This is a genomic window from Pseudomonas sp. GW822-FHT01E03, from assembly GCF_058802985.1.
This window is the reverse complement of sequence record NZ_JBXAOQ010000007.1, coordinates 155934-176501: the sequence shown is the minus strand read 5'-3', so window position 1 is coordinate 176501 and position 20568 is coordinate 155934. Positions and strand designations below refer to the sequence as shown.

The 20568-nt window shown below is 60.9% G+C and carries 19 protein-coding genes; 12 read left to right on the top strand and 7 right to left on the bottom strand.

What is annotated here, in order from left to right; translation table 11 throughout:
• The first annotated feature begins 9 nt into the window (after window positions 1–9).
• The 7 genes from AC1RP7_RS16060 (at window position 10) to AC1RP7_RS16030 (ending at window position 6325) form a co-directional block, all read left to right on the top strand.
• A complete protein-coding gene (locus AC1RP7_RS16060; RefSeq protein ID WP_090456130.1) occupies window positions 10–900 on the top strand; it encodes a LysR family transcriptional regulator in 891 nt (296 codons plus the stop codon).
• Between the two features lie 146 nt (window positions 901–1046).
• Window positions 1047–1874 carry a formate dehydrogenase accessory sulfurtransferase FdhD gene (gene fdhD, locus AC1RP7_RS16055; protein WP_493182655.1) on the top strand — a complete coding sequence of 276 codons (828 nt, stop codon included), beginning with the start codon at window positions 1047–1049 and terminating at the stop codon, window positions 1872–1874.
• A 43-nt stretch (window positions 1875–1917) separates the two neighbouring features.
• Window positions 1918–2424, top strand: a complete 507-nt coding sequence (moaC, locus tag AC1RP7_RS16050; protein ID WP_493182653.1) for a cyclic pyranopterin monophosphate synthase MoaC — start codon at window positions 1918–1920, stop codon at window positions 2422–2424.
• Window positions 2421–2672: a molybdopterin converting factor subunit 1 gene (gene moaD, locus AC1RP7_RS16045; protein WP_154908576.1), complete on the top strand. Its 252-nt coding sequence runs from the start codon at window positions 2421–2423 to the stop codon at window positions 2670–2672. The genes moaC and moaD overlap by 4 nt, the downstream gene beginning before the upstream one ends.
• A gap of 3 nt (window positions 2673–2675) precedes the next feature.
• A complete protein-coding gene (gene moaE, locus AC1RP7_RS16040) occupies window positions 2676–3164 on the top strand; it encodes a molybdopterin synthase catalytic subunit MoaE (RefSeq protein WP_493182651.1) in 489 nt (162 codons plus the stop codon).
• Window positions 3165–3208: 44 nt separating this feature from the next.
• Window positions 3209–4567, top strand: a complete 1359-nt coding sequence (gene chrA, locus AC1RP7_RS16035) for a chromate efflux transporter (RefSeq protein ID WP_154908580.1) — start codon at window positions 3209–3211, stop codon at window positions 4565–4567.
• A 474-nt stretch (window positions 4568–5041) separates the two neighbouring features.
• On the top strand, window positions 5042–6325 hold the full coding sequence (locus tag AC1RP7_RS16030; protein ID WP_349736873.1) for an NAD(P)/FAD-dependent oxidoreductase: 1284 nt from the start codon (window positions 5042–5044) through the stop codon (window positions 6323–6325).
• A 171-nt stretch (window positions 6326–6496) separates the two neighbouring features.
• Here AC1RP7_RS16030 and AC1RP7_RS16025 read toward each other — a convergent pair whose 3' ends face one another.
• Entirely contained in the window at window positions 6497–7279 is a 783-nt protein-coding gene (locus tag AC1RP7_RS16025) for a DeoR/GlpR family DNA-binding transcription regulator (RefSeq protein ID WP_090456143.1), read from the bottom strand.
• Between the two features lie 442 nt (window positions 7280–7721).
• On the opposite strand from AC1RP7_RS16025, the gene speF reads away from it, so the two are divergent.
• Window positions 7722–9905 carry an ornithine decarboxylase SpeF gene (gene speF / locus AC1RP7_RS16020; protein ID WP_090456145.1) on the top strand — a complete coding sequence of 728 codons (2184 nt, stop codon included), beginning with the start codon at window positions 7722–7724 and terminating at the stop codon, window positions 9903–9905.
• A 49-nt stretch (window positions 9906–9954) separates the two neighbouring features.
• Here speF and ppk2 read toward each other — a convergent pair whose 3' ends face one another.
• Both ppk2 and AC1RP7_RS16010 read right to left on the bottom strand, forming a co-directional pair.
• On the bottom strand, window positions 9955–10773 hold the full coding sequence (gene ppk2 / locus AC1RP7_RS16015) for a polyphosphate kinase 2 (RefSeq protein WP_150814409.1): 819 nt from the start codon (window positions 10771–10773) through the stop codon (window positions 9955–9957).
• A 22-nt stretch (window positions 10774–10795) separates the two neighbouring features.
• Window positions 10796–12553 carry a SulP family inorganic anion transporter gene (locus tag AC1RP7_RS16010; protein WP_493182647.1) on the bottom strand — a complete coding sequence of 586 codons (1758 nt, stop codon included), beginning with the start codon at window positions 12551–12553 and terminating at the stop codon, window positions 10796–10798.
• A gap of 382 nt (window positions 12554–12935) precedes the next feature.
• On the opposite strand from AC1RP7_RS16010, the gene AC1RP7_RS16005 reads away from it, so the two are divergent.
• On the top strand, window positions 12936–13388 hold the full coding sequence (locus AC1RP7_RS16005) for a hypothetical protein (protein ID WP_090456151.1): 453 nt from the start codon (window positions 12936–12938) through the stop codon (window positions 13386–13388).
• A gap of 280 nt (window positions 13389–13668) precedes the next feature.
• Window positions 13669–14616, top strand: a complete 948-nt coding sequence (locus tag AC1RP7_RS16000) for a helix-turn-helix transcriptional regulator (RefSeq protein ID WP_256353532.1) — start codon at window positions 13669–13671, stop codon at window positions 14614–14616.
• Window positions 14617–14864: 248 nt separating this feature from the next.
• On the opposite strand, the gene AC1RP7_RS15995 is transcribed toward AC1RP7_RS16000, so the two are convergent.
• The 3 genes from AC1RP7_RS15995 to AC1RP7_RS15985 all read right to left on the bottom strand — a co-directional run bounded on the left by AC1RP7_RS15995 (window position 14865) and on the right by AC1RP7_RS15985 (window position 18129).
• The gene (locus tag AC1RP7_RS15995; RefSeq protein WP_493182644.1) at window positions 14865–16784 is read right to left on the bottom strand and encodes a tyrosine-protein phosphatase; all 1920 of its coding nucleotides are present in this window, start codon (window positions 16782–16784) and stop codon (window positions 14865–14867) included.
• Between the two features lie 277 nt (window positions 16785–17061).
• The gene (locus AC1RP7_RS15990; RefSeq protein ID WP_191622236.1) at window positions 17062–17565 is read right to left on the bottom strand and encodes a hypothetical protein; all 504 of its coding nucleotides are present in this window, start codon (window positions 17563–17565) and stop codon (window positions 17062–17064) included.
• 117 nt (window positions 17566–17682) lie between these two features.
• Window positions 17683–18129, bottom strand: coding sequence for an anti-virulence regulator CigR family protein (locus tag AC1RP7_RS15985; protein WP_349736859.1), 447 nt, complete (start codon window positions 18127–18129; stop codon window positions 17683–17685).
• A 341-nt stretch (window positions 18130–18470) separates the two neighbouring features.
• On the opposite strand from AC1RP7_RS15985, the gene AC1RP7_RS15980 reads away from it, so the two are divergent.
• Both AC1RP7_RS15980 and AC1RP7_RS15975 read left to right on the top strand, forming a co-directional pair.
• Window positions 18471–18707 (top strand): hypothetical protein, encoded by a 237-nt coding sequence (locus AC1RP7_RS15980; RefSeq protein ID WP_090456158.1) that lies wholly within the window; start codon window positions 18471–18473, stop codon window positions 18705–18707.
• A 190-nt stretch (window positions 18708–18897) separates the two neighbouring features.
• A complete protein-coding gene (locus AC1RP7_RS15975; protein ID WP_090456159.1) occupies window positions 18898–19635 on the top strand; it encodes a hypothetical protein in 738 nt (245 codons plus the stop codon).
• Window positions 19636–19668: 33 nt separating this feature from the next.
• On the opposite strand, the gene AC1RP7_RS15970 is transcribed toward AC1RP7_RS15975, so the two are convergent.
• Window positions 19669–20472, bottom strand: a complete 804-nt coding sequence (locus AC1RP7_RS15970; RefSeq protein ID WP_150814403.1) for a hypothetical protein — start codon at window positions 20470–20472, stop codon at window positions 19669–19671.
• Between the last annotated feature and the right edge of the window lie 96 nt (window positions 20473–20568).

Below are 20568 nucleotides of genomic sequence, written 5' to 3'. Positions count from 1 at the left end.
GGTGCCGTCATGGACATCAAACAACTCAAGTTCCTGATCGCCCTGGAGCAGACCCGCCACTTCGGCCAGGCGGCCGCGCGCTGCCACATCACCCAGCCCACGCTGTCGATGCGCCTGCGCAACCTGGAGGATGAACTGGACCTGGTGCTGGTCACCCGAGGCCAGCGCTTCGAGGGTTTTACCGAGGCCGGCGAACGGGTGCTGGCATGGGCCAGGACCCTGCTGGCTGCCCACGACGGGCTCTTCGCCGAGGCCGCCGCGTGCCGGGGCCAGCTCGTGGGCAACCTGCGCCTAGGGCTGGTACCCCTCAGCAGCTTCAACCCGGTCACCTACATTCAGGGCCTGTCCCGCAGCTTTCCCGAGCTCAAGTACAGCCTGTCGTCCTTGAGTTCCGACCAGATCATCGAGGGCCTTGGCAACAATCAGCTGGACCTGGGCGTGTGCTACCTCGATCACGTCAACCCGAGCTATTTCGAGTTTTTCGAGATCGGCGAGACCCGCGTCGGCCTGCTGTACGACAATCGCCACTTCCATTTCGACGGTACGCAAATGAGCTGGGAGGACGCCGCCGAACTGCCGCTGGGGATGCTCAGCAACGGCATGCACTACCGCAAATCCATCGACCTGAGCTTTCGCAGCCGCGGACTGGACCCGCAACCGATCCTGGAAAGCGATTCGACTTACCAGTTGCTGCAGGCGATTCACGAGGGTTTCTGCTGCGCGATCATGCCGCTGGACAGTGGCCTGGAAGAGCCCATCGAACACCTGGCGTTCATCGAATTGCCGGATGCCAGCGTACTCGCGCCCCTGGGCCTGGTGATGCGCAAGACCGAACCGCGTTCGGCGATTGCCGAAAAGTGTTTCGCCGAAGCACGAACGTTATTCAGCCGGACTGACTGATCAAGTTTCAGCTTTAAATAAAACCGAACCGGACATGTTTGCCGAGTTTGATAGACATCACCAATCGGCACATCGGAACAAGCGATTGGACGCTGTTTAAAGTTAGCCGTAGCCTGAACTTAATTCAGCGCTTCGAGGTTCTTTTCATGTTGTGCCAAGTTGAACAAACCGATGTTCGAAGCGACACCAATGCCCCCGCGCCCCAACCGTTGAGTGTGAACTTTCGCGAGTACGACAACGCCGCGTCAGTCTGTCAGGCGGCGCTGGCATCAGAGATTGCCCTGGCAATCACCTACAACGGTCTGAGTCAGGCGGTGATGATGGTGTCGCCGGGCAACCTCGAAGATTTCATCCGTGGCTTCAGCGTCAGCAACGACATCGTTGAGGACCAGAGCGAAATCTACGACTTGCGCCTCACCCGATTCGACCAGGCCGTTCAAGCCGACGTGCAGATCTCCAGCCGCGCATTCTGGGCGCTGAAGAACCATCGTCGGCAAATGGCCGGCACCAGTGGTTGCGGGCTGTGCGGTGTGGAAGCGCTGGAGCAGGCCCTGCCGAAACTGCAGATTCTCGATCCGGTTGCCCTGCCGCCCGCCGAGCATTTCATCGACATCCGCAACCGCATCGAACAGGCCCAACAAATGGCCCGCAGCAGCGGTGCGCTGCACGCGGCGCTGTACTTCGACCCCCAAGGCAACGCGCAGATCTGCCGCGAAGACATTGGCCGCCACAACGCGCTGGACAAGTTGATCGGTGCCCTGCAACACGCCGGCATCGACAGCCGTTACGGCTTCACCGTAGTCACCAGCCGTTGCAGCCTCGAACTGATCCACAAGGCCGTCAGGGCCAGGCTCGGTACGCTGGTCAGTCTGTCGGCACCCACCGCCCTGACCGTGCAATGGGCAATCAAACATCGCCTCAACCTGATTCACATCCCCCACCGCAACGCACCACGCATTTACAGCCCGGCATGATGCCTTCACCTGATCACCGCGCTGGCAAGCGCAGGAAACTCCCATGACAGACATTTCAGATGCATCGCCCAATGGCCTGACCCACCTCGACAGCCAGGGTCGCGCCAACATGGTCGATGTCAGCGAAAAAACCTCGACGCTGCGTGAAGCCCAGGCCCAGGCCTGGGTGCGGATGCGCCCGGAAACCCTGAAGCTGATTCAAAGCGACGGACACCCCAAGGGCGACGTATTTGCCGTGGCGCGGATCGCCGGAATCATGGCGGCAAAGAAAACCCATGAGCTGATCCCGCTGTGCCACACCCTTCTGCTCAGTTCGATCCACGTCGAACTCAAGGCCTGCACTCCGGACAGCGTGAAAATCCTCGGTACGTGCCGCGTCGAGGGCCAGACCGGGGTCGAACTCGAAGCCCTGACCGCCGTCAGCGTGGCGGCGCTGACCCTCTATGACATGTGCAAGGCGGTGGATCGGGGCATGGTCATCGATGACATCCGCCTGCTGAGTAAACAAGGTGGCCGCTCCGGTCATTTCAAGTTCGAGGACGCACAATGATCCTGATCAATTACTTCGCCCGCTACCGCGAGCAGCTCAACCTGGGCGGTGAAAAACTGCCCCTGACCGACAGCCTCAAGACCATCGAGGACGTGCGCCGACTGCTGATGGCTCGCGGTGAGGTGTGGAGCCAAGTGCTGGGTGAAAGCAACCTGATGTGTGCACTGAACCAGGAGCTGTGCCATCCAGACCGGGTGATCGAGGACTATGACGAGATCGCCTTTTTTCCACCGGTCACCGGGGGTTGAGACATGACGGTTCGGGTCCAGCGTGAAATGTTCGACGTCGGCCGGCTGATCGACAGCCTGCAGGCAAACGATCCGGGGGTGGGTGCCGTGGTCAACTTCGTCGGCTATGTGCGCGACATCAATCAGGGTGAGGCGGTCAGCGGGTTGTTTCTGGAGCACTACCCGGGCATGACCGAACGTTCGCTGCAAAAAATCGTCGACAATGCCAGGGCCCGATGGCCATTGAGGGCCGTGCAGATCGTGCATCGGATCGGCCCGTTGGCGATCAGCGAGCCGATCGTGTTTGTCGGCGTCAGCAGCCCCCATCGTCAAGCCGCTTTCGAAGCCTGTGCATTCATCATGGACTACCTGAAAACGGACGCACCGTTCTGGAAACGCGAAGACGTGGCGTCCGGCGCACGCTGGGTCGATGCCCGTGACAGCGACCGGTCAGCCGTCGAGCGCTGGGCAGATAGGCCACATGAGGCGGCTATGCAACGCGCTCCGGCCTAGCTACAGTCATCGGCTCAAAGCTTTTCTGCACAAGGAGTTTCCGCTTGAGCCCCACGCCCTCCCCGATCACGCAACAGGATGTACTGCAACCCCGGTCCATCAGCCTGCGCGAAGCCTTCCTGTTCTGGCTCAAGCTTGGTTTCATCAGTTTCGGCGGGCCGGCGGGGCAGATTTCGATCATGCATCAGGAGCTGGTCGAACGCCGGCGCTGGATCTCCGAGCGGCGCTTTCTGCATGCCCTCAACTACTGCATGTTGCTGCCCGGGCCAGAGGCTCAGCAGTTGGCGACCTACATCGGCTGGCTGATGCACCGGACCTGGGGCGGTGTGATCGCTGGCGTGCTGTTTGTATTGCCTTCGCTGTTCATCCTGATTGCGCTGTCCTGGGTGTACATCGCCTTTGGTGACGTGCCCGTGGTCGCCGGACTGTTCTACGGGATCAAGCCTGCGGTCACGGCCATCGTGGTGCAGGCGGCTCACCGGATCGGCTCGAGGGCGCTGAAGAACGGCTGGTTATGGGGCATCGCCGCCGCGTCCTTCGTGGCCATCTTCGTGCTCAATGTGCCGTTTCCGTTGATCGTGCTCGGCGCGGCGGTCATCGGTTATTTCGGCGGGCGACTGGCACCGGAAAAATTCAGGACCGGTGGCCACAGCGCTGCGAAACGCTCCTACGGCCCGGCAGTGATCGACGACGACACCCCAACCCCCGGACACGCCCGCTTCAGTGGCTGGAAACTGGCGCGTCTGGCCGTGATCGGTGCGATCTTGTGGACACTGCCCATGGCCATGCTCACCGCGTTGTTCGGCTGGGAAGGCACGCTGACCCAGATGGCCTGGTTCTTCACCAAGGCCGCGCTGCTGACCTTTGGTGGCGCCTACGCGGTGTTGCCGTATGTCTACCAGGGCGCGGTCGGCCACTACGGATGGCTGACGCCGACGCAGATGATCGACGGCCTGGCGCTCGGTGAAACCACGCCAGGTCCGTTGATCATGGTCGTCGCCTTCGTCGGTTTTATCGGCGCCTACGTGCATCAGGTCTTCGGCCCGGATCAGGCCTTCGTTGCCGGCGCCATCGCCGCATCGCTGGTGACCTGGTTCACCTTCCTGCCCTCGTTCCTGTTCATCCTCGCGGGCGGGCCGTTGGTTGAATCGACGCACAACGAACTCAAGTTCACCGCGCCACTGACGGCCATTACGGCCGCCGTGGTGGGCGTGATTCTCAACCTGGCCTGTTTCTTTGCCTACCACGTGCTGTGGCCCAAAGGCTTCGAAGGAGCACTGGACTGGCCTTCGCTGCTGATCGCGATAGTCGCGGGCGTTGCATTGCTTGGATTCAAGCGCGGGGTGATCGAGGTGTTGATCGGCTGCGGGTTGATCGGCCTGGGTGTGCACCTGATGTTCTGAATCAAACATTTACACGCGCCGCAATCCTCCCTAGTATCCAGCCATCCCCCGGATGGCTTGTGCTACTGGCCACCGACGATTTCCGCCGCCGGAAACCTGCGCCATGCGTACTTTGCCGTCAGAACAGCACCTGCTGAACCTCTCGATCCAGGCCACCTCGCTGCTGGCCGTGGACGGCATTGCATGAAGCGCATCGTCAACCTGCCCATGGCCCTGCGCCGCTCCAAACTGCGTCACTCCGCACGTCCGCCGGATAGCGCCCTGCTCGCCTGATCGGCGAGCCCCCTCCTTCGCTATCCCTGCGTTTGCTCAGCGTATGCAATCCCTGTGGGAGCGAGCCTGCTCGCGATAGCGGAGTGTCATTCGAAATCAACTGTGAATGGCACACCGCGTTCGCGAGCAGGCTCGCTCCCACAGGTTGCGCACTTTGACTGACAGGCATTGAGTTTCTTTCAATTTCGTGTGGACACCGACATGACTCAACGTTGCAATTCCTACTACACCGCCACCCTCAACCAGGACACCGATTACCCGACGCTGCAAGGCCGGCACCGGGTTGACGTAGTGATCATCGGCGGCGGCTTCACCGGTGTGGCCACCGCCGTCGAGCTGGCGGAAAAAGGCCTGAAGGTCGCCATCGTCGAAAGCCACAAGATCGGCTGGGGTGCCACCGGGCGCAATGGCGGCCAGGTCACCGGCAGCCTGTCGGGCGATGAAGCCATGCGCAAACAGATGCGCCGCACCATTGGTGATGAAGTCGATGATTTCATCTGGAACCTGCGCTGGCGCGGGCACCAGATCATCCAGCAGCGCGTGGAAAAATACGGCATCGCCTGCGACCTCAAGCACGGCCACCTGCATGCGGCGTACAAACCCGCGCACATGGTCGGCTTGCGCAAGGATTACGAAGAGGCGGTGCACCGTGGCATGGGCGACGAGGTCAGCCTGCTCGACCGCAGCCAGGTGCGCGACCTGCTGCAAAGCGACCTCTACCACGGCGCGATCAAGAACACCCGCAACATGCACCTGCACCCGCTCAACCTGTGCATCGGCGAGGCCCGCGCAGCCGAAAGCCTCGGTGCGTTGATTTTCGAGAACAGCGAAGTGCTGGAGATCATCCACGGGGACACGCCTGGAGTGCGCACCGCCCACGGACACATCGACGCCAACCAGGTGCTGCTGGCCGGCGACGTCTACCACAAGCTGGAACCGGGCAAGCTCAAGGGCAAGATTTTTCCGGCCATGGGCGGCATCGTCACCACTGCGCCTCTGGGCGATCTGGCCAGACAGATCAACCCCGAAGACCTGGCGGTCTATGACTGCCGCTTCGTGCTCGATTACTACCGCCTCACCGCTGACGGTCGCCTGTTGTTCGGGGGCGGCGCCAACTACAGCGGCAAGGATTCGCGGGACATCGCCGCCGAGCTGCGTCCGTGCATCGAGCAGACCTTCCCGGCGCTCAAAGGCGTGGCCATCGATTACCAGTGGAGCTGCGCGATGGGCATCGTGATCAACCGCATCCCACAACTGGGCAAGCTGTCGGACAACGTCTGGTATTGCCAGGGCTACTCCGGCCACGGCATCGCCACCACCCACATCATGGGCGAAATCATGGGCCGTGCGATCACAGGAAAACTGGAACAGTTCGACACCTTCGCCGCCTGCCAGCACATCCGCGTGCCCATGGGCGACCTGCTCGGCAACCCGATGCTCGCCGCCGGCATGTGGTACTACCAGATGCTTGAGCGACTGCGCTGAGGTTACTGGCCAATACATTCAACATGGATGTTGTTTGTGCTGGCCTGGAGATTTGTGGTCGACATCGATTCCTGTAGGAGCGAGCCTGCTCGCGATGGCGGTGTCTCATTCAGCAGTGATGTCGGCTGAAAGTACGCCATCGCGAGCAAGCTCGCTCCCACAAAGACCCACTCAAGCCTGCACCACCTCGATCCCCAGCGCCCGGTAATCTTCAACATTGCCAGACGCCACATGCCGTTCGGTGATCAGCGTGTGCACGCGGTTGCAAGGCGCGACGACAAAGGGTTCCACCGCCCCGAGTTTGTCCGCCGTGGTGACGGCAATCACGTGAGAGGCACAGTCGAGCATCGCCTGTTTCACCGGCACTTCATCAAAATGCAGTGAGCTCAAGCCCACCTGCGGGTGAATCGCGCAAACCCCGGTAAACAGCAGATCGGCCTTGATGCCCGCCAGCAACCGCAGGGTTTCGTGACCGCTGGCCGACATCGTCGCCGGGTTGAGCTGGCCGCCCGCCAGAATCACCTTGATGCCTTTGTATTCGGACAAGGTGATGGCGGTCATCGGCGACGCGGTGATCGCGGTAATGGCGATGTCCGCCGGCAGCGAACGCGCGATCTGCAAGGTGGTAGTGCCGGAGTCGAACACTACGATCTGACCGTCTTGCACCCGTCGCGCAGCCAGTTGCGCCAGATGGGTTTTCACCTCATCGGTTTCACTGATCCGGGTGAAATAGTCCTTGCCCGTGTCCTTGGGACGCGGCAACGCCCCGCCATGCACCCGCTGCACCAGGCCGACACTGGCCAGTTCCGCCAGATCCCGGCGGATGGTGTCTTCGGACACCGCGAAATGCTGGCTCAACTCCGAGGCCATGACCTTGCCGTCACGTTCGAGGATCAACAGGATTTTTTGCCGGCGTACGGATGGAAGTTCGGCAGCGGAATGGTTGTCGTGCATGTTTTTGCCCGTTTATGCGTGAAATTGCGCTCTTCGGCGAGATTAGCCAAAGCACGGGACAAACACAAACGGGCGGCCGGGCAAACACCTCCAAGTATCATTTTTTTCGATCTTTCAAATCATTACGCCGAATTTTTTATTTTGCTGTGACCTGTTCAAGATGGCGCCGTCACTCATGTTTCGGATGGAAACCTCATGAATATCAATTTTGCTTTTGCGTGCATGATCGTGGTCTCGTTCACGATTGCGCTGGTACACGCCTGATCGACAGGTCGTGAGACGTCAAGTTGTGCAAGGTCGCGGTAAAACGCCTGACAGATCAGAAATATGCTCTATAACCAGTGGTGACATGATTTCCGATCAGGGGAACTGGAAGGCTCCCTCGGAAGTTGCTCTCTAAAAAAGCCGCGGACAAATGAGTGCCCGCCAGGAGACACCACCCATGAAAGCTCTGAAAATCGCCGCCAGTGATGGCGCCTCCGAATGTTTCCTGAACGCCCGGGAGGTAGTCCCGCTCAGTCAAACCGACTTCACCGACGTCGCCGTGGCCGTGGTGTCGGTCAATGATGTGTTGGCTGGAGCGTTGGACGTCATTCAGCGCACCGGTTTTGATGTGCCGATTTTCCTGGTGCCTTCCCCCGGCACCAGCACCCGCCCCCGGGAAGTCTACAAACACCTCAATGACGTGCTGCTGCAAGTGAACGGCATCTTCGACCTGTCCCCCAGTAACGTCGAATACCATGGCAACCAACTGGAGACAGCGGCCAAAGCCTATGAAGAAAGCCTGCTGCCGCCCTTCTTCGATTCGCTCAAACGGTACACCGAGGCGGCCAACGCGACCTTTGCCTGCCCCGGCCACCAGGGCGGCCAGTTCTTTCGCAAGCATCCGGCGGGGCGGCAGTTTTTCGATTTCTTCGGCGAGACGCTGTTTCGCGCCGACATGTGCAACGCCGACGTCAAGCTCGGCGACCTGCTGATCCACGAAGGCCCGGCGCTGCTGGCGCAGAAACATGCCGCGCAGGTGTTCAACGCCGACAAGACCTACTTCGTGCTCAACGGCACCTCGGCGTCGAACAAGGTGGTGACCAACGCCCTGTTGACCCCCGGCGATCTGGTGCTGTTCGACCGCAACAACCACAAATCCAACCACCAGGGCGCGCTGTTGCAGGCCGGCGCCACACCGGTGTATCTGGAAACCGCGCGCAACCCCTACGGCTTCATCGGCGGCATCGACGCCCACTGTTTCGACGAAGACTATCTGCGCGAACTGATCGCCGAAGTCGCCCCGGACAAGGCGCAACTGCCACGGCCGTTCCGCTTGGCGATCATTCAATTGGGCACCTATGACGGCACCGTCTACAACGCCCGGCAAGTCGTCGACCGCATCGGCAAGCTGTGTGACTACATCCTGTTCGACTCGGCGTGGGTCGGCTACGAGCAGTTCATCCCGATGATGAAAGACTGCTCGCCGCTGTTGCTCGACCTCAACGAGAACGACCCGGGCATCTTCGTCACCCAGTCGGTGCACAAACAGCAGGCCGGTTTTTCCCAGGCCTCCCAGGTGCACAAGAAGGACCGCCACATCAAAGGCCAGGCGCGCTATTGCAACCATCACCGGCTCAACAACGCGTTCATGGCCCAGGCGTCCACCAGCCCCTTCTACCCGCTGTTCGCTTCGCTGGATGTGAATGCGCGCATTCACTCGGGCCGCAGCGGCCTGCGCCTGTGGGAAGACTGCGTGAAGTTCGGCATCGAAGCGCGCAAGTTGATCCTCGAAGCCTGCACCATGGTCCGCCCGTTCGTGCCGGATACCATTGAAGGGCGCGCCTGGGAAGACTATCCAACCGAAGACATTGCCAATGACATCCGCTTCTTCGAGTTCCATCCCAAGGACCGCTGGCACGCCTTTGCCGGCTACGCCGAGAAGCAGTACTTCATCGACCCGTGCAAGTTGCTGTTCACCACGCCGGGCATCGACCCGGTGGATGGCAGCTACACCGACTTCGGCATTCACGCCGGCATCCTGGCCAACTTCCTGCGCGAGAACGGCATCGTTCCGGAAAAATGCGACCTCAACTCCATCCTGTTCCTGCTCACCCCGGCCGAAGACTGGGCGAAGATGACCCACCTGGCCGCGCAGATCGCCCGCTTCGAGCGCTTCATCAGCGATGACGCACCGATGAGCCGGGTGCTGCCGGCCATCTACGCGCAGCATCAGGAGCGCTATCGCAACTACACCATTCGCCAGCTCTGCCAGGAAATGCACGACCTGTACCGCCACCACAATGTGCAGCAGTTGCAGAAGGACATGTTCCGCAAGGAACACTTCCCGAAAAAGGCCATGAACCCGCAGCAAGCGCAAATCGAGTACATCCGCGGCAACGTCGAACTGGTGGCGCTGGCGGATGCCGACGGACGCATTGCGGCCGAGGGTGCGTTGCCTTATCCGCCGGGGGTGCTGTGCGTGGTGCCGGGTGAAATCTGGGGCGGCGCGGTGCTCAAGTACTTCCTGGCGTTGGAGGAAGGCATCAACCGCTTGCCCGGGTTCACACCGGAGCTGCAGGGCGTGTACCTGAAGCAGGAAGGCGGTCGTACCCGAGCGTATGGGTACGTGATCAAGGCCTGATGGCATGCAGCAGGAGCTGGCGTGGGCCGGCTCCTGCCCAATGCATCGATCAGAATTTTTCCGGGATGTACTTGAACGGATAGTTCGGATCCCGATAGTTTCCGGGACTTTGGCGTTTGGGCAGTTTCACTTTTGCCCGCGGTATTTCTTCATAAGGAATACTGTTCAGCACATCACTGATGATGTTCAGTCGCGCCCGTCGCTTGTCATTCGAGTTGGCGACCCGCCACGGGGCGAATTCGGTGTCGGTGAATTTGAACATGTCGTCCCGGGCACGGGAGTAGTCGTACCAGCGGTTATAGGACTTGAGGTCCATGGGTGACAGCTTCCAGATCTTGCGCCCGTCGGTGATACGCGACTTGAGGCGTCGGGTCTGCTCCTCCTGGCTCACTTCAAGCCAGTACTTGATCAGGATGATTCCCGATTCGACCAGTGCCTGCTCGACGCGCGGCACCCCGGTGAGAAAGGTGTGCACCTGCTCGTCGCTGCAGAACCCCATGACCCGCTCGACACCGGCGCGGTTGTACCAGCTGCGATCGAAGATCACCACTTCACCGGCCGCCGGCAGGTGCGGCAGATAACGTTGCACATACATCTGGCTTTTTTCCCGCTCGGTCGGTGCCGGCAGCGCCATCACCCGGAACACCCGCGGACTGACCCGTTCGGTCAACGCCTTGATTGTCCCGCCCTTGCCGGCGCCATCACGGCCCTCAAAGACGATGCAGACCTTAGCGCCCGAGTGCTGCACCCACTCCTGCAGCTTGACCAGCTCGACATGCAGCCGCGCCAGTTCCTCGAGATAATCCTTGTTCTTGAGCTTGCCGCTTTCGATCGGTTTGCTTTTGGTTGCCGCCTTCTTCTTTGCCATGCCCGTTACCTCCTTCAATGCGTCACATAGCGTCCGGAGTGCCCCCGGCCGCGTTCATTGCGCGTCGACTGCGCTGATAATATTCAACCGCCTGTTCCAGGTTCAGGAACATGCGCGCCTCGCCCAGCACATGGCCCAGGGGTGCCTTGATGACCATGTCCCATACGCCCGGACTCATGCCCACCAGCCACAGTGAAATGCCTTTCTCACTCATGCGCTGCTCCGCGCCGGTGAGCATTTTCAGCGCGGTGTATTCCAGGTCGAACACACTGCGCAGGTCCAGGACCACGACCTTGGGATTCGCCACGTCAATCAGCGGCCGGATCTTGTCGGCGATGCGCTCGGCATTGGCGAAGAACACCCGTCCTTCGGGCCTGAGCAACAGCAATCCGTCAAAGTGTTCGTCGTCTTCGTTGTCGGTGGCCTGCGGACGATAGACGTTGGTACCGGGCTTGCGTCCAAGTACGTGCACGGGCGGGTCGGAGACCTGGTAGGCCAGGGCCAGCAACGAGACGATAATCGCCACGACGATTCCTTGCAGCGTGCCCAGCAGCATCACGCCGATCATGGCCACCACGGCCCAGGCAAATTCGGTACGGCGAACCGACAGGATTTCGCGAAATTGCGCCGGTTCGATCAGGCCCACCGAATACACGATCACTACGGCGGCGAGCGTGGCGTTGGGCATCAGGCCAATGAGCGGTGCCAGCAGCAGGCAAGTGCCCAGCGCCAGTGCGGCGGTGACCAGTGCGGCCAGTTGCGAACGGGCGCCGGCCAGGCGGTTCACTGCCGTCTGGGTGGTCCCGCCACCGGCGACCATGGCCCCGAGAAACGCGCCACCGATGTTGGCAACGCCTGTGGCCAGCAGTTCCCGATTCGGTTGTGGCGCGGGCTCGTCACTGCGAGCGAAAGCGCGCCCCGCCGCGATGGTTTCGGTGAAACTCATCAGCGCGATACCCATCGCCGAGGACCACAGGGTTTCGGCCATCGACCAAACCGGCAGGGTCGGTGCGGGCAATCCGATCGGCACCACGCCCACGGCGGACACACCAAAGCGCTCCAGACCAAACAGGCTCATGCCGATGATGCCAAGCGCCACCGCAATCAAAGGTGCGGGCAGCCGGGGCGTAAAACGCTTCATGCCCACCAGCAGCAGGACCATGAACACACCGACCGCCACGGTCGGCAGCGAGGCATGGCCGACGCTCTGGACCGTGGCCACCAGATTGTGCAGGAAGCCGCCTTTGTCGATGTGCGTGCCCAACAGCTTGGGCAACTGGTCGAGCACGATGACCACGCCGATGCCGGCCTTGAAACCCACCAGTACCGGCTCGGAAATAAAATTGGCGACGAAACCCAGGCGCAGCAGCCCCGCGACAATCAGGATCGCGCCCACCATCAGGGCCAGCGTGGCGGAACCGGCGAGCAAGGTCGCCGCATCGCCTTCGGGGCTGATCTCGCCCAACGCGGAGCCGGCAAGAATGGCCAGGGTGGTCGTGGTGCTGACGCTAAGCGGGCGCGACGTGCCGAGCACGGCATAGATCACCATCGGTACCAGCGCCGTGTACAGCCCGACCTGCACCGGCAGGCCGGCAATGGTGGCGTACGCCAGCGCCTTGGGAATGACCACGGCCGCTGCCGTCAGCCCGGCGACCACATCGCTGCGCAGCCAGTCTGGCCGGTAGCTGCCGAGCCACTCCGGGATCAACAGGCTGCGCAAGGTTCTCCGCTGTGGAGTGCCTGGAATCCGCTCTTGCGGATGGCTGCCTTGTTGATTCATCGGTCACTCCAGTGGCAAATCTTCCATGCGGATGATGAGTGGGCTCGACAGACCGCACAATCCTTTAACTGCACGCGCAACCATTGCAAACCCTCAAAGGCATCGAAGCGCGTGTGCCGGCGGGCAATCAGCTCAGGTTGAGGAAATTCCAAGGGTGGGGCATGGGTTGAATACACCGGCAAACGTCCGGGCAATCGGGCTCGGTAGATTACAAATGTAGCCGGTTTGCGCGGCGATGAAGGGATTCGTTGATTGAGCCCGAATACCTCCAACACGTCCTTCCTGAAAGTGGAAGCCTCGTATGGACGACGTCATGAAAGCGATAAATGAGCTATACCCGCTAATTCTCCCCATTGCAGTTCTTCAACTCAGGAGTTTGGCAATGAAGCTCAAAACCTCACTGGCAGCACTCGTGGTTGCGGCAAGCCTTTTCGGCTGCACCACTTCTTCGACCCACGGCGTGAACGTTAACCTGGTCGCCACCCGGCAAAACGCCGGTCAGATCGGCACCGTCACCTTGACCGACTGGGACAAGAAAACGGGGCTCAGTTTCTTCATCAGCGGTGCTCCAATGGGGGTTACGCTGCCCCTGCGTCTTTACTCTTTCATCAATAACGGCACCTGCCAGCAACCCGGGTCTGTCGCCTACGCGATGAACGACACCGTCAACACCGAACGCCAACCCGTACGCGGCTGGTCTTTTACCAGAACCGCGCCTGTGCCGTTGCAAACCCTGCTTGACGGCAAGTATTCGGTGGTCGTGCGAACGGCTTCGACCGATGGCAACGTCGATATTTTTTGCGGGGATATCAAGGCAACAGAACCGGTGAAATAGCCGCGGCCATTGCAGGCCGCCCACGCCCCGGTACCGCTCGTGCCACCCGTTGTCCGGTGCGAGCGGTGGCGTCGGGTGAACGGAGCCGGCGGCGACAGTGGCAACAACCGGTAACAAACCTGTCATTAGTCACTGATAACGTCCTAGCGCTTTCCCGAACCGCATCCGTTCGAACTCCGATCGGCAGTTCCCCGTACCGGGCTTTGCCCAACCGCTCAAGGTGACACTACAGGTGTACTCAAGCACGACGCGCAAGCAAATCATCATCAGGTCCAACGACATGAGCTGTGACGACTTTGGCGCGTTGTTCTTGAACCTGTTCGGCAACCTTTACTCCGACTCTGCGCCGCCGCCAAAAAGCATCAGCATCGGCGGGGTCTACGGCAGACACGAAGGTGTCAGCTTTCGTCGCATGCACTTTCACGGTGACTTCACGGTGGCATTTCCCGCCCCCCTTGATGAAATCACGTTCGTCATTCCCACCGCCGGCAAGATCATCTTCAACCACGTCACCGAGTCGGTTGGCTTCGCCCAGATCGGCCTGGCCATCGACAAGGCCGAGGTCCGCTCGGCGCGCTTTGTCGACAATCATGCGCAGCACGGGATTTCGATCAGTCGGGCGCTGATCACCGAACGACTGTCGATGTTGCTCGGCAAGCCGATCCTGCAAAAAATCTGTTTTGAGCCCGTGGTGGATCTGAGCGTCACCGCCTTGCAGGGCATCAAGGCGCTGGTGGACCTGGCCACCGGAACCGAGTTCGACCTGCTGATCAATACGGGCTCGCTGATGCCCTCACGCCTTCGCGAAATGCTGGTCGACGCGGTGCTCGAAACCTGGCCGCACAACTTCACCGAGGCCCTTCAGCGCCCCTCCCCACTGATAGCGCCGCGACATGTGAAACTGGCCGTCGAGTACATTCAGGCGCATCCCGACCGACTGGCCAGCGGTACCGAACTGGCGCAATTGACCAACGTCAGCCTGCGCGCATTGCAGGAGGGTTTTCAGCGTTTCATGGGCACCTCGATCGTTGCCTATCAGCGCCAGGTACGCCTGGAACGCGCCTTTGCCGCGCTGTCCCAGGGTGTGTCGCCTTCGGTCACGGACGTGGCCTTGCAACACGGTTTCAGCAATGTCGGTCGGTTTTGCCAGTATTTCCAGAGTGCCTACGGCATCAGTCCCGCAGACGTGAGAAAAGGCCGGAGAACGCGACCCATGGCGACCAATTGAGGATGTGTGGGAGCGAGCCTGCTCGCGATGGCGTAGTGACATTCAACATCCATGTCGACTGACACGGCCTCTTCGCGAGCAAGCTCGCTCCCACCATTGATCGGTGTCGAACACAAATCCCACGTACGACAAAAAACCACTGTGGGAGCGAGCTTGCTCGCGATGGCGGTATGTCAGCCACCCTCTTCGTCGGCTGCTAGTCCGCCTTCGCGAGCAAGCTCGATCCCACAGATTGTTTGATCTGATCGTCAGAACAGATAACTGGCCTTCAGGCCGCCATTGAAGCCGTGGCTGTCGCCGCCACCACTGGCGCCGACTTGCGCCCCTACGCTCCACGGACCAAGGTTGGCCATGACGTTGACGCCACCAGTGAACTGGTCACGGTTGTCGAAGGCGGCTTGCTGTTCGATGTCCAGGCCCAGCAGTTGCCCTTCGCTGTCGACTTCATGGTCGCCCAACACATGCTCGTAGCCCACTTGCACACCCGGCACCACTTGCCAGGCACCGAGGCTGACAGGTGCAAAGGATGCGTTGAGGTTGGCCACCGCGCTCTTGCGGGTCTCGTGGATGCCGCCGACGTCCAGGGCCAGTTCGCTGCCCTTTTCCTGGAAGCCCGACAGGTTGACGTGGCTGACCCGCACGCCGAGGCTCGGCTCGAGGGTCACGCCGTTGACCGGCACACGGTAACCGAGCGCCAGGGTCGCGCCGGTGAGGTTGCCATGGCTGTCGCCCCTGGCCGTGCCCAGACCGCCGCCGAGTTCGCGCTTGCTCTCGTAATCGAGATAGCCCGCGCTGGCATTGGCATCCACAAACAGGCCACGTTCCAGAGCGTTCGGCGCAAAGCGTGCGCCGACGCTGAAGAAGGTCAGGTCGGTATCGGCCTCGCCACCTGCACCACCGACATTGCCGCTGCTGTAGCCGAAGCCGGCATGGGCGCTGAGCTGTTCGGAAAAGCGCTGGGTCAGGCCAATCATCATGCCCTGGCTATGCTCGTTGCTGCTGGAGGCCTGGGACGAACCATCCGTGCCCAGGTACCCCGCCAGGGCGGTGCTCCACAGGCGATATTGCCCGGCCTTGAGGTCGATGCCGCTGGTGAACGGCGCGGCGGCCTGTTCGATCATCGCGCCCTGACGCAGCAGGTAGCTCGCGGCGTCGGCGTGCACCTGACCGCCGACGGTGGACTCCACGCCCCCGAGGCTGCCCGCATCGATGGCCGACTGCAGGTAGTAGTTGTAGGCGCTGTAGGTGCCCGACAGGTTGCTGTTCTGCAGTTGCTGCAACAACTGCGCGCCGGCCGCGGCGTTGCCGGCCAGGTCCGCTGCGCCAGGCAGGCTGTTGTAGAACACCATCTTGCCGCGCAGCACGTAGATGGTTTCCTGGGACAGGCCGAGGCCTTGCTTGAGGTAGTTATCCATCGTGCCGTACTGCGCAGTCACCTCGTCCAGGCCGGCTTGCAGATAACTGGCCTCCACACCGATCAGCGGCCCATAGATGGTCGCCAGGCTCGGTGGCAGCGCCGCCAGAGTCGCCTGGATACGCGCAGCGGTGTAGTCGTTGGTCGCCAGGTAGTTGCTCATGATGGTGGCATCATCGACCCCGGCGATGCTTTGCAGCACAGCAGCGGTCCAGCCCGTACGGTCCTTGCCGGCGGTGCAATGGAACAGCGCGGCGCCGTCGACCGTGGCCAGCTCATTGAACAGCTGGTTGAACTCGCTGCGCATCCCAGGGTTGCGGACGAAATCACGGTTGGTGTCCTGCATCATGGCGGTGGCTTCGGCGGCGCTGTGGAACGCAACGTTGGTGATGTTCGCACCCGACGTGGAGCCACCGATGATGTCGATGTTGGTGTACGTCGCACCCGTGGGCATCGTGTCGGGCGTGGCGGCGATTTCGGTTGGCGTGCGCAGGTCGTAGACCGCCTTGATGCCCATACCGTTGAGGGTTGCCAGATCCGCCGCCGATGGCGTCAGCGCGTTGGAGCGGTAAAACACCCCGCCACGCATCGTGCCGTCATTGGCCGTCGAATACGCGGTGGTGAGACCGGCGACATCGCGCAAGTTATCGATGCTCTTCAGGCGAGGAGTGTTGAGGGGGACAGTCTCGGCCGCCTGGGCGGCAGCGATGGACAGGCTCAAAACAGACAGCGAACACACAAGTCGTTGGAACACAGTGCAGCCTCATTGAAATCGCGTTGGGCTGACTAATATCTACAATGAAATGGCGTTGAACATGACAAATCGCCCACGAACGCAAATCACTGCGCGATATGTCCCGGCGGCTCGTTTTCTGTCCGTGTAATGCCCGCTGGGGGGCTGGTTGTGAGTGATGTGCCTGGCGGGGAACGAGGTGTGTGGTGGCCGGTGGTCAATTTCCAGGTATAAAAAAACCCGCCTTCCAGCGGGTTTTTTGCTTTTCAGAAACTGATCTGTCTCTGTCGCCGCGAACTCAATGGGTTTTTTTTGAGGTCGACTGCCCGGCTTTACTCAAGCCCTTGGTGTTGTGCTCACCCGGCGTCGAGGCCGAAATAGCCCTGGCCTTGGAGATGCCGCGAGTATCTTTGGAATGGGCGATGCCTGAGGTCGTGGTGCCATGACCGTTATCATCGTTGCGCTCACTACCGTAGTGGTTCCCGCTCAGGCCATGGTCGCGCACGGATTTGCCGGCATGGTCGCTGTTCAGCCCGTTGCCGCGGCCGTTACTGCCGGAGTGGCCTGTACCGGCGTGTCCGCCCCCCATACCGCCGCCGTGGCCTGCGCCGTTTCCGCCGCCATTACCACCGCCATTACCACCGCCATTTCCGCCACCGCCGCCGCCACCGTTTCCACCGCCACCGCCATCCTTCGCGTATGCGGAACCCATGATCGACAGGCCATCAGGGAGTAACGGAGCGGCTGCAAGCATCATGGCGCATGACATTACAGCAACGAGACTCTTGTTTTTAAAAAGCATGATTGCTTCCGTAGGAGGTTGATATCGCGTGACGTATGACGCGATATCCCTGGAACAGTTCAAGTGCCACGACAGACGGCTGGAGCACCCTCAGTCAACGGGAAGACCTTCCACACGTTAATCAAACGCACCGTCGAGAATTTCATAGACAAGCCCGGTGGCCAGCGCAACCAGGATCAGGTCCGTACCGACTTGCTGCCATTCGTAGCCATCGTAGTGGGGCAGCCTGCCGACCAGCCGGCCATCCAGTTTTTTGGCGATGCCGGGTGGAAGCGGCTTGCCACGGGCAAGGTTCTTTTGAATGCCCGGTGGCAAATCAGGCCCGGGGCTCCAGTAGCCCGTGTTCACGCCAATGATCTGGAGCACGCTGCTGCGGTTGATGCTCGGGCCATTGCTCCAGTCCCCGCCGCCGGAATTCTTGTTCTTGTTGCCATGACTGCCCTGGTTGCCATGGTTGGCCTTCCCGCCACCTTGGCCGTTACCGGGATCAGCCAGCGCCGTCGCCGAGCCGCTGATCAGGGTCAAACAGGTGATTGCTGCAATCAAAGATCGAGACCTGAACATGAGTCACTCCTTCGTGGTGGGAAATGTTCCCTGAAATTTAGACGCTATTGACGTAGTTGGTTCCATCGAGTCACAGAGCCATGAACCGTCTGCGCTCATCCGCTCGAAGCCAGGTTTCACGTCCGGGCATTCGCCGCAACGTTCTTCGATGTGAATCCACGCTTGATACGTCGCAGATACTTCAATGCGTGGCGCTGTTGCCCGATTGTTACCTCAGCGCCGCAGTTGTCACTTCTGCGCCGCCGAACTGGCCAATAGAGTATGGCCGTCAGTGTGGAACTGGGTCGCCGACTTGTCGGCCCGCGTTGGCACCGATCCCCCCATCACGGAAGAGGTGAATCATGAGTTTCGTCAAAGTGGAAAAAAACCAGAGCAGCGCCCCGTCGGATGCCGACATGAAAAAAGCCATGGTCGAGTCGGGCGGCAAGCCGGGCGAGGTCACCGGGACCAATGCCGCCCGCACCCTGACCTACACCGGCGTGGTCAATCACACGGTGTACGAGAACAAGCTGATCGAGATCGCCAAGGGCAAACGCACCAGCTGGAACTTCGTCTGGGCCGATGCCCGGGCCGCCTGAGGTCAAGGCGGGGCGGCCGATCGGCTGCCCCGCTGACTCGGCCCCTGATACACCCCCGATACCCGCTTGTAACACCAAGACACTTAGCCGCCCTGCCCCTCGCCCCTAGAGTGAAGCCGTCAATGGACTGCAGCGCCAAGCGCCAGCAGCCCATTGTTTGCCCAACACACCACCAAGGAAGAGGGAAACCATGAGCAAATCAATCGCTGTCAGCCAAAAGAGCCAGCAGCTTCACAATGATGTGCAAGAAGCCGTCAAGTCGATCATGGGTGCAACGCAACTGAAAGCGGCGGATTACGGCCGGGTACTGAGGTCGGCCCTGGCGGCTTCGCAAAAAACCGTCACCATCGAAATCGCCGCCGGCGACCTGGCGCAGCTCAAGAAGTCCGGCTACAAGCTGTGCTTCGCCAAGAAGGTGGGTGACGCCGACTACAACGTGGTCTGGCAGTCCTATGACGCTTACCTGAGCAACAACGAGTTCAGCTGGACGCCTCAATATCAGCTGTTTGCGTCCAACCTGTTCAAGGCAAATGTGCAGGTCAAAGTCTCGACCAACATCGTCAATATCGGCCTGGGGCAAACATCGACACTCGATGAGCACGGTCTGCTGAGTTCGGCGGTTACCGGGGGACCGAACATTTCCATGACCTTTGTAAACGACTACGCCCCCATCCATCCGGGTATCAACCAGTTATCTACCGGTATTGATGGCAATCAGGTCAGCACCCCCATTTACGTTGCGGTGGATCAGGTGGTCACCGGTGAAACCGTGCTGACGCCGGTGGAAACCATCCTCGTGTGGTTCGAACAGAACGTACAGACCAGCACCATGTTCAGTACCTCACGCTCCAAGGCGATCGAAATCGACTTGACGTTCGATAACACCGCAGGTCGCCTTTACGAAGGCGGTCAGTGGAAAACCGTGTAACCGTCATGCCGGGGCAACCTTGCGGTTGCCCTTTCACTCCTCTTTGCCCGCCGTGGCGAAGTAGCCCGTCAGCGAGCGACAGATCGACTGCGCGAGGTCCTCCTGGGTGGCGATGCCATGGGGTCGATCACGATCGAACTGCGCCGACCAGCGAATCCGCCCCTGCGCCACATCCACCAGGCGCAATGACGCTCGCACTCGCGAAGGCTCGACCCGCACGCTTCCCTCCAGGCAATAGCTGTAACGCCCGCCGCGCTTGAAGTCCGGTACCGGCTCGCTGTTGCGTGCCACCCGCATCAACACATGATTGGTCCCGGTCTGCGCCTGCTCGAACGACTCGAACAGTCGGCAGCTCAACTCCTCGCACAAACCCCGGGTAAAGTCATCGCCATCGCGGGTAAGGCAGGTAAACGGCTGGATCTGGACCACAGGATGGCGAGTGCCGACGCCCTTGGGCCGCAGCCGCTGGTAGGTCAAGCGATAACACCCGGGTGGAATGCTGAAGCGCACCGGGTCCTGCTGGCCGTTGCCGGCGTAATGCGCTGCGAGCTTGCGCCGCAAGCGCCCCACCTGCACTCGAACCACCGGATCGTCGCCCGTGCAATACACCGCCGGGTCACGACGAAACACCGCGATGCCGATGGCGTGTTCGGTCAGCGGCGTATTGCAAGCCTGAAGGTCGTGCTCGACCAGAAAGCGCAACAGACTGCCCATGCGCCTGGACTTGGCAAACAACGGGCTGACCAGCAACAGCGCCAGCACCCGCTCGATTTCTTCCCGATCGAGCGGCTCGGGTCTCCCCGCCGCAGTCGAATCGGCCATGCTTTTGATCACCATCGCCTGCCTCCGTGCAGGTTGCCGACAGGAATGGATGTCGCACTCCGTGATTACCCTTGCAGCGTGAGCAGGAATGGAACTCGGGCACTGCAACGA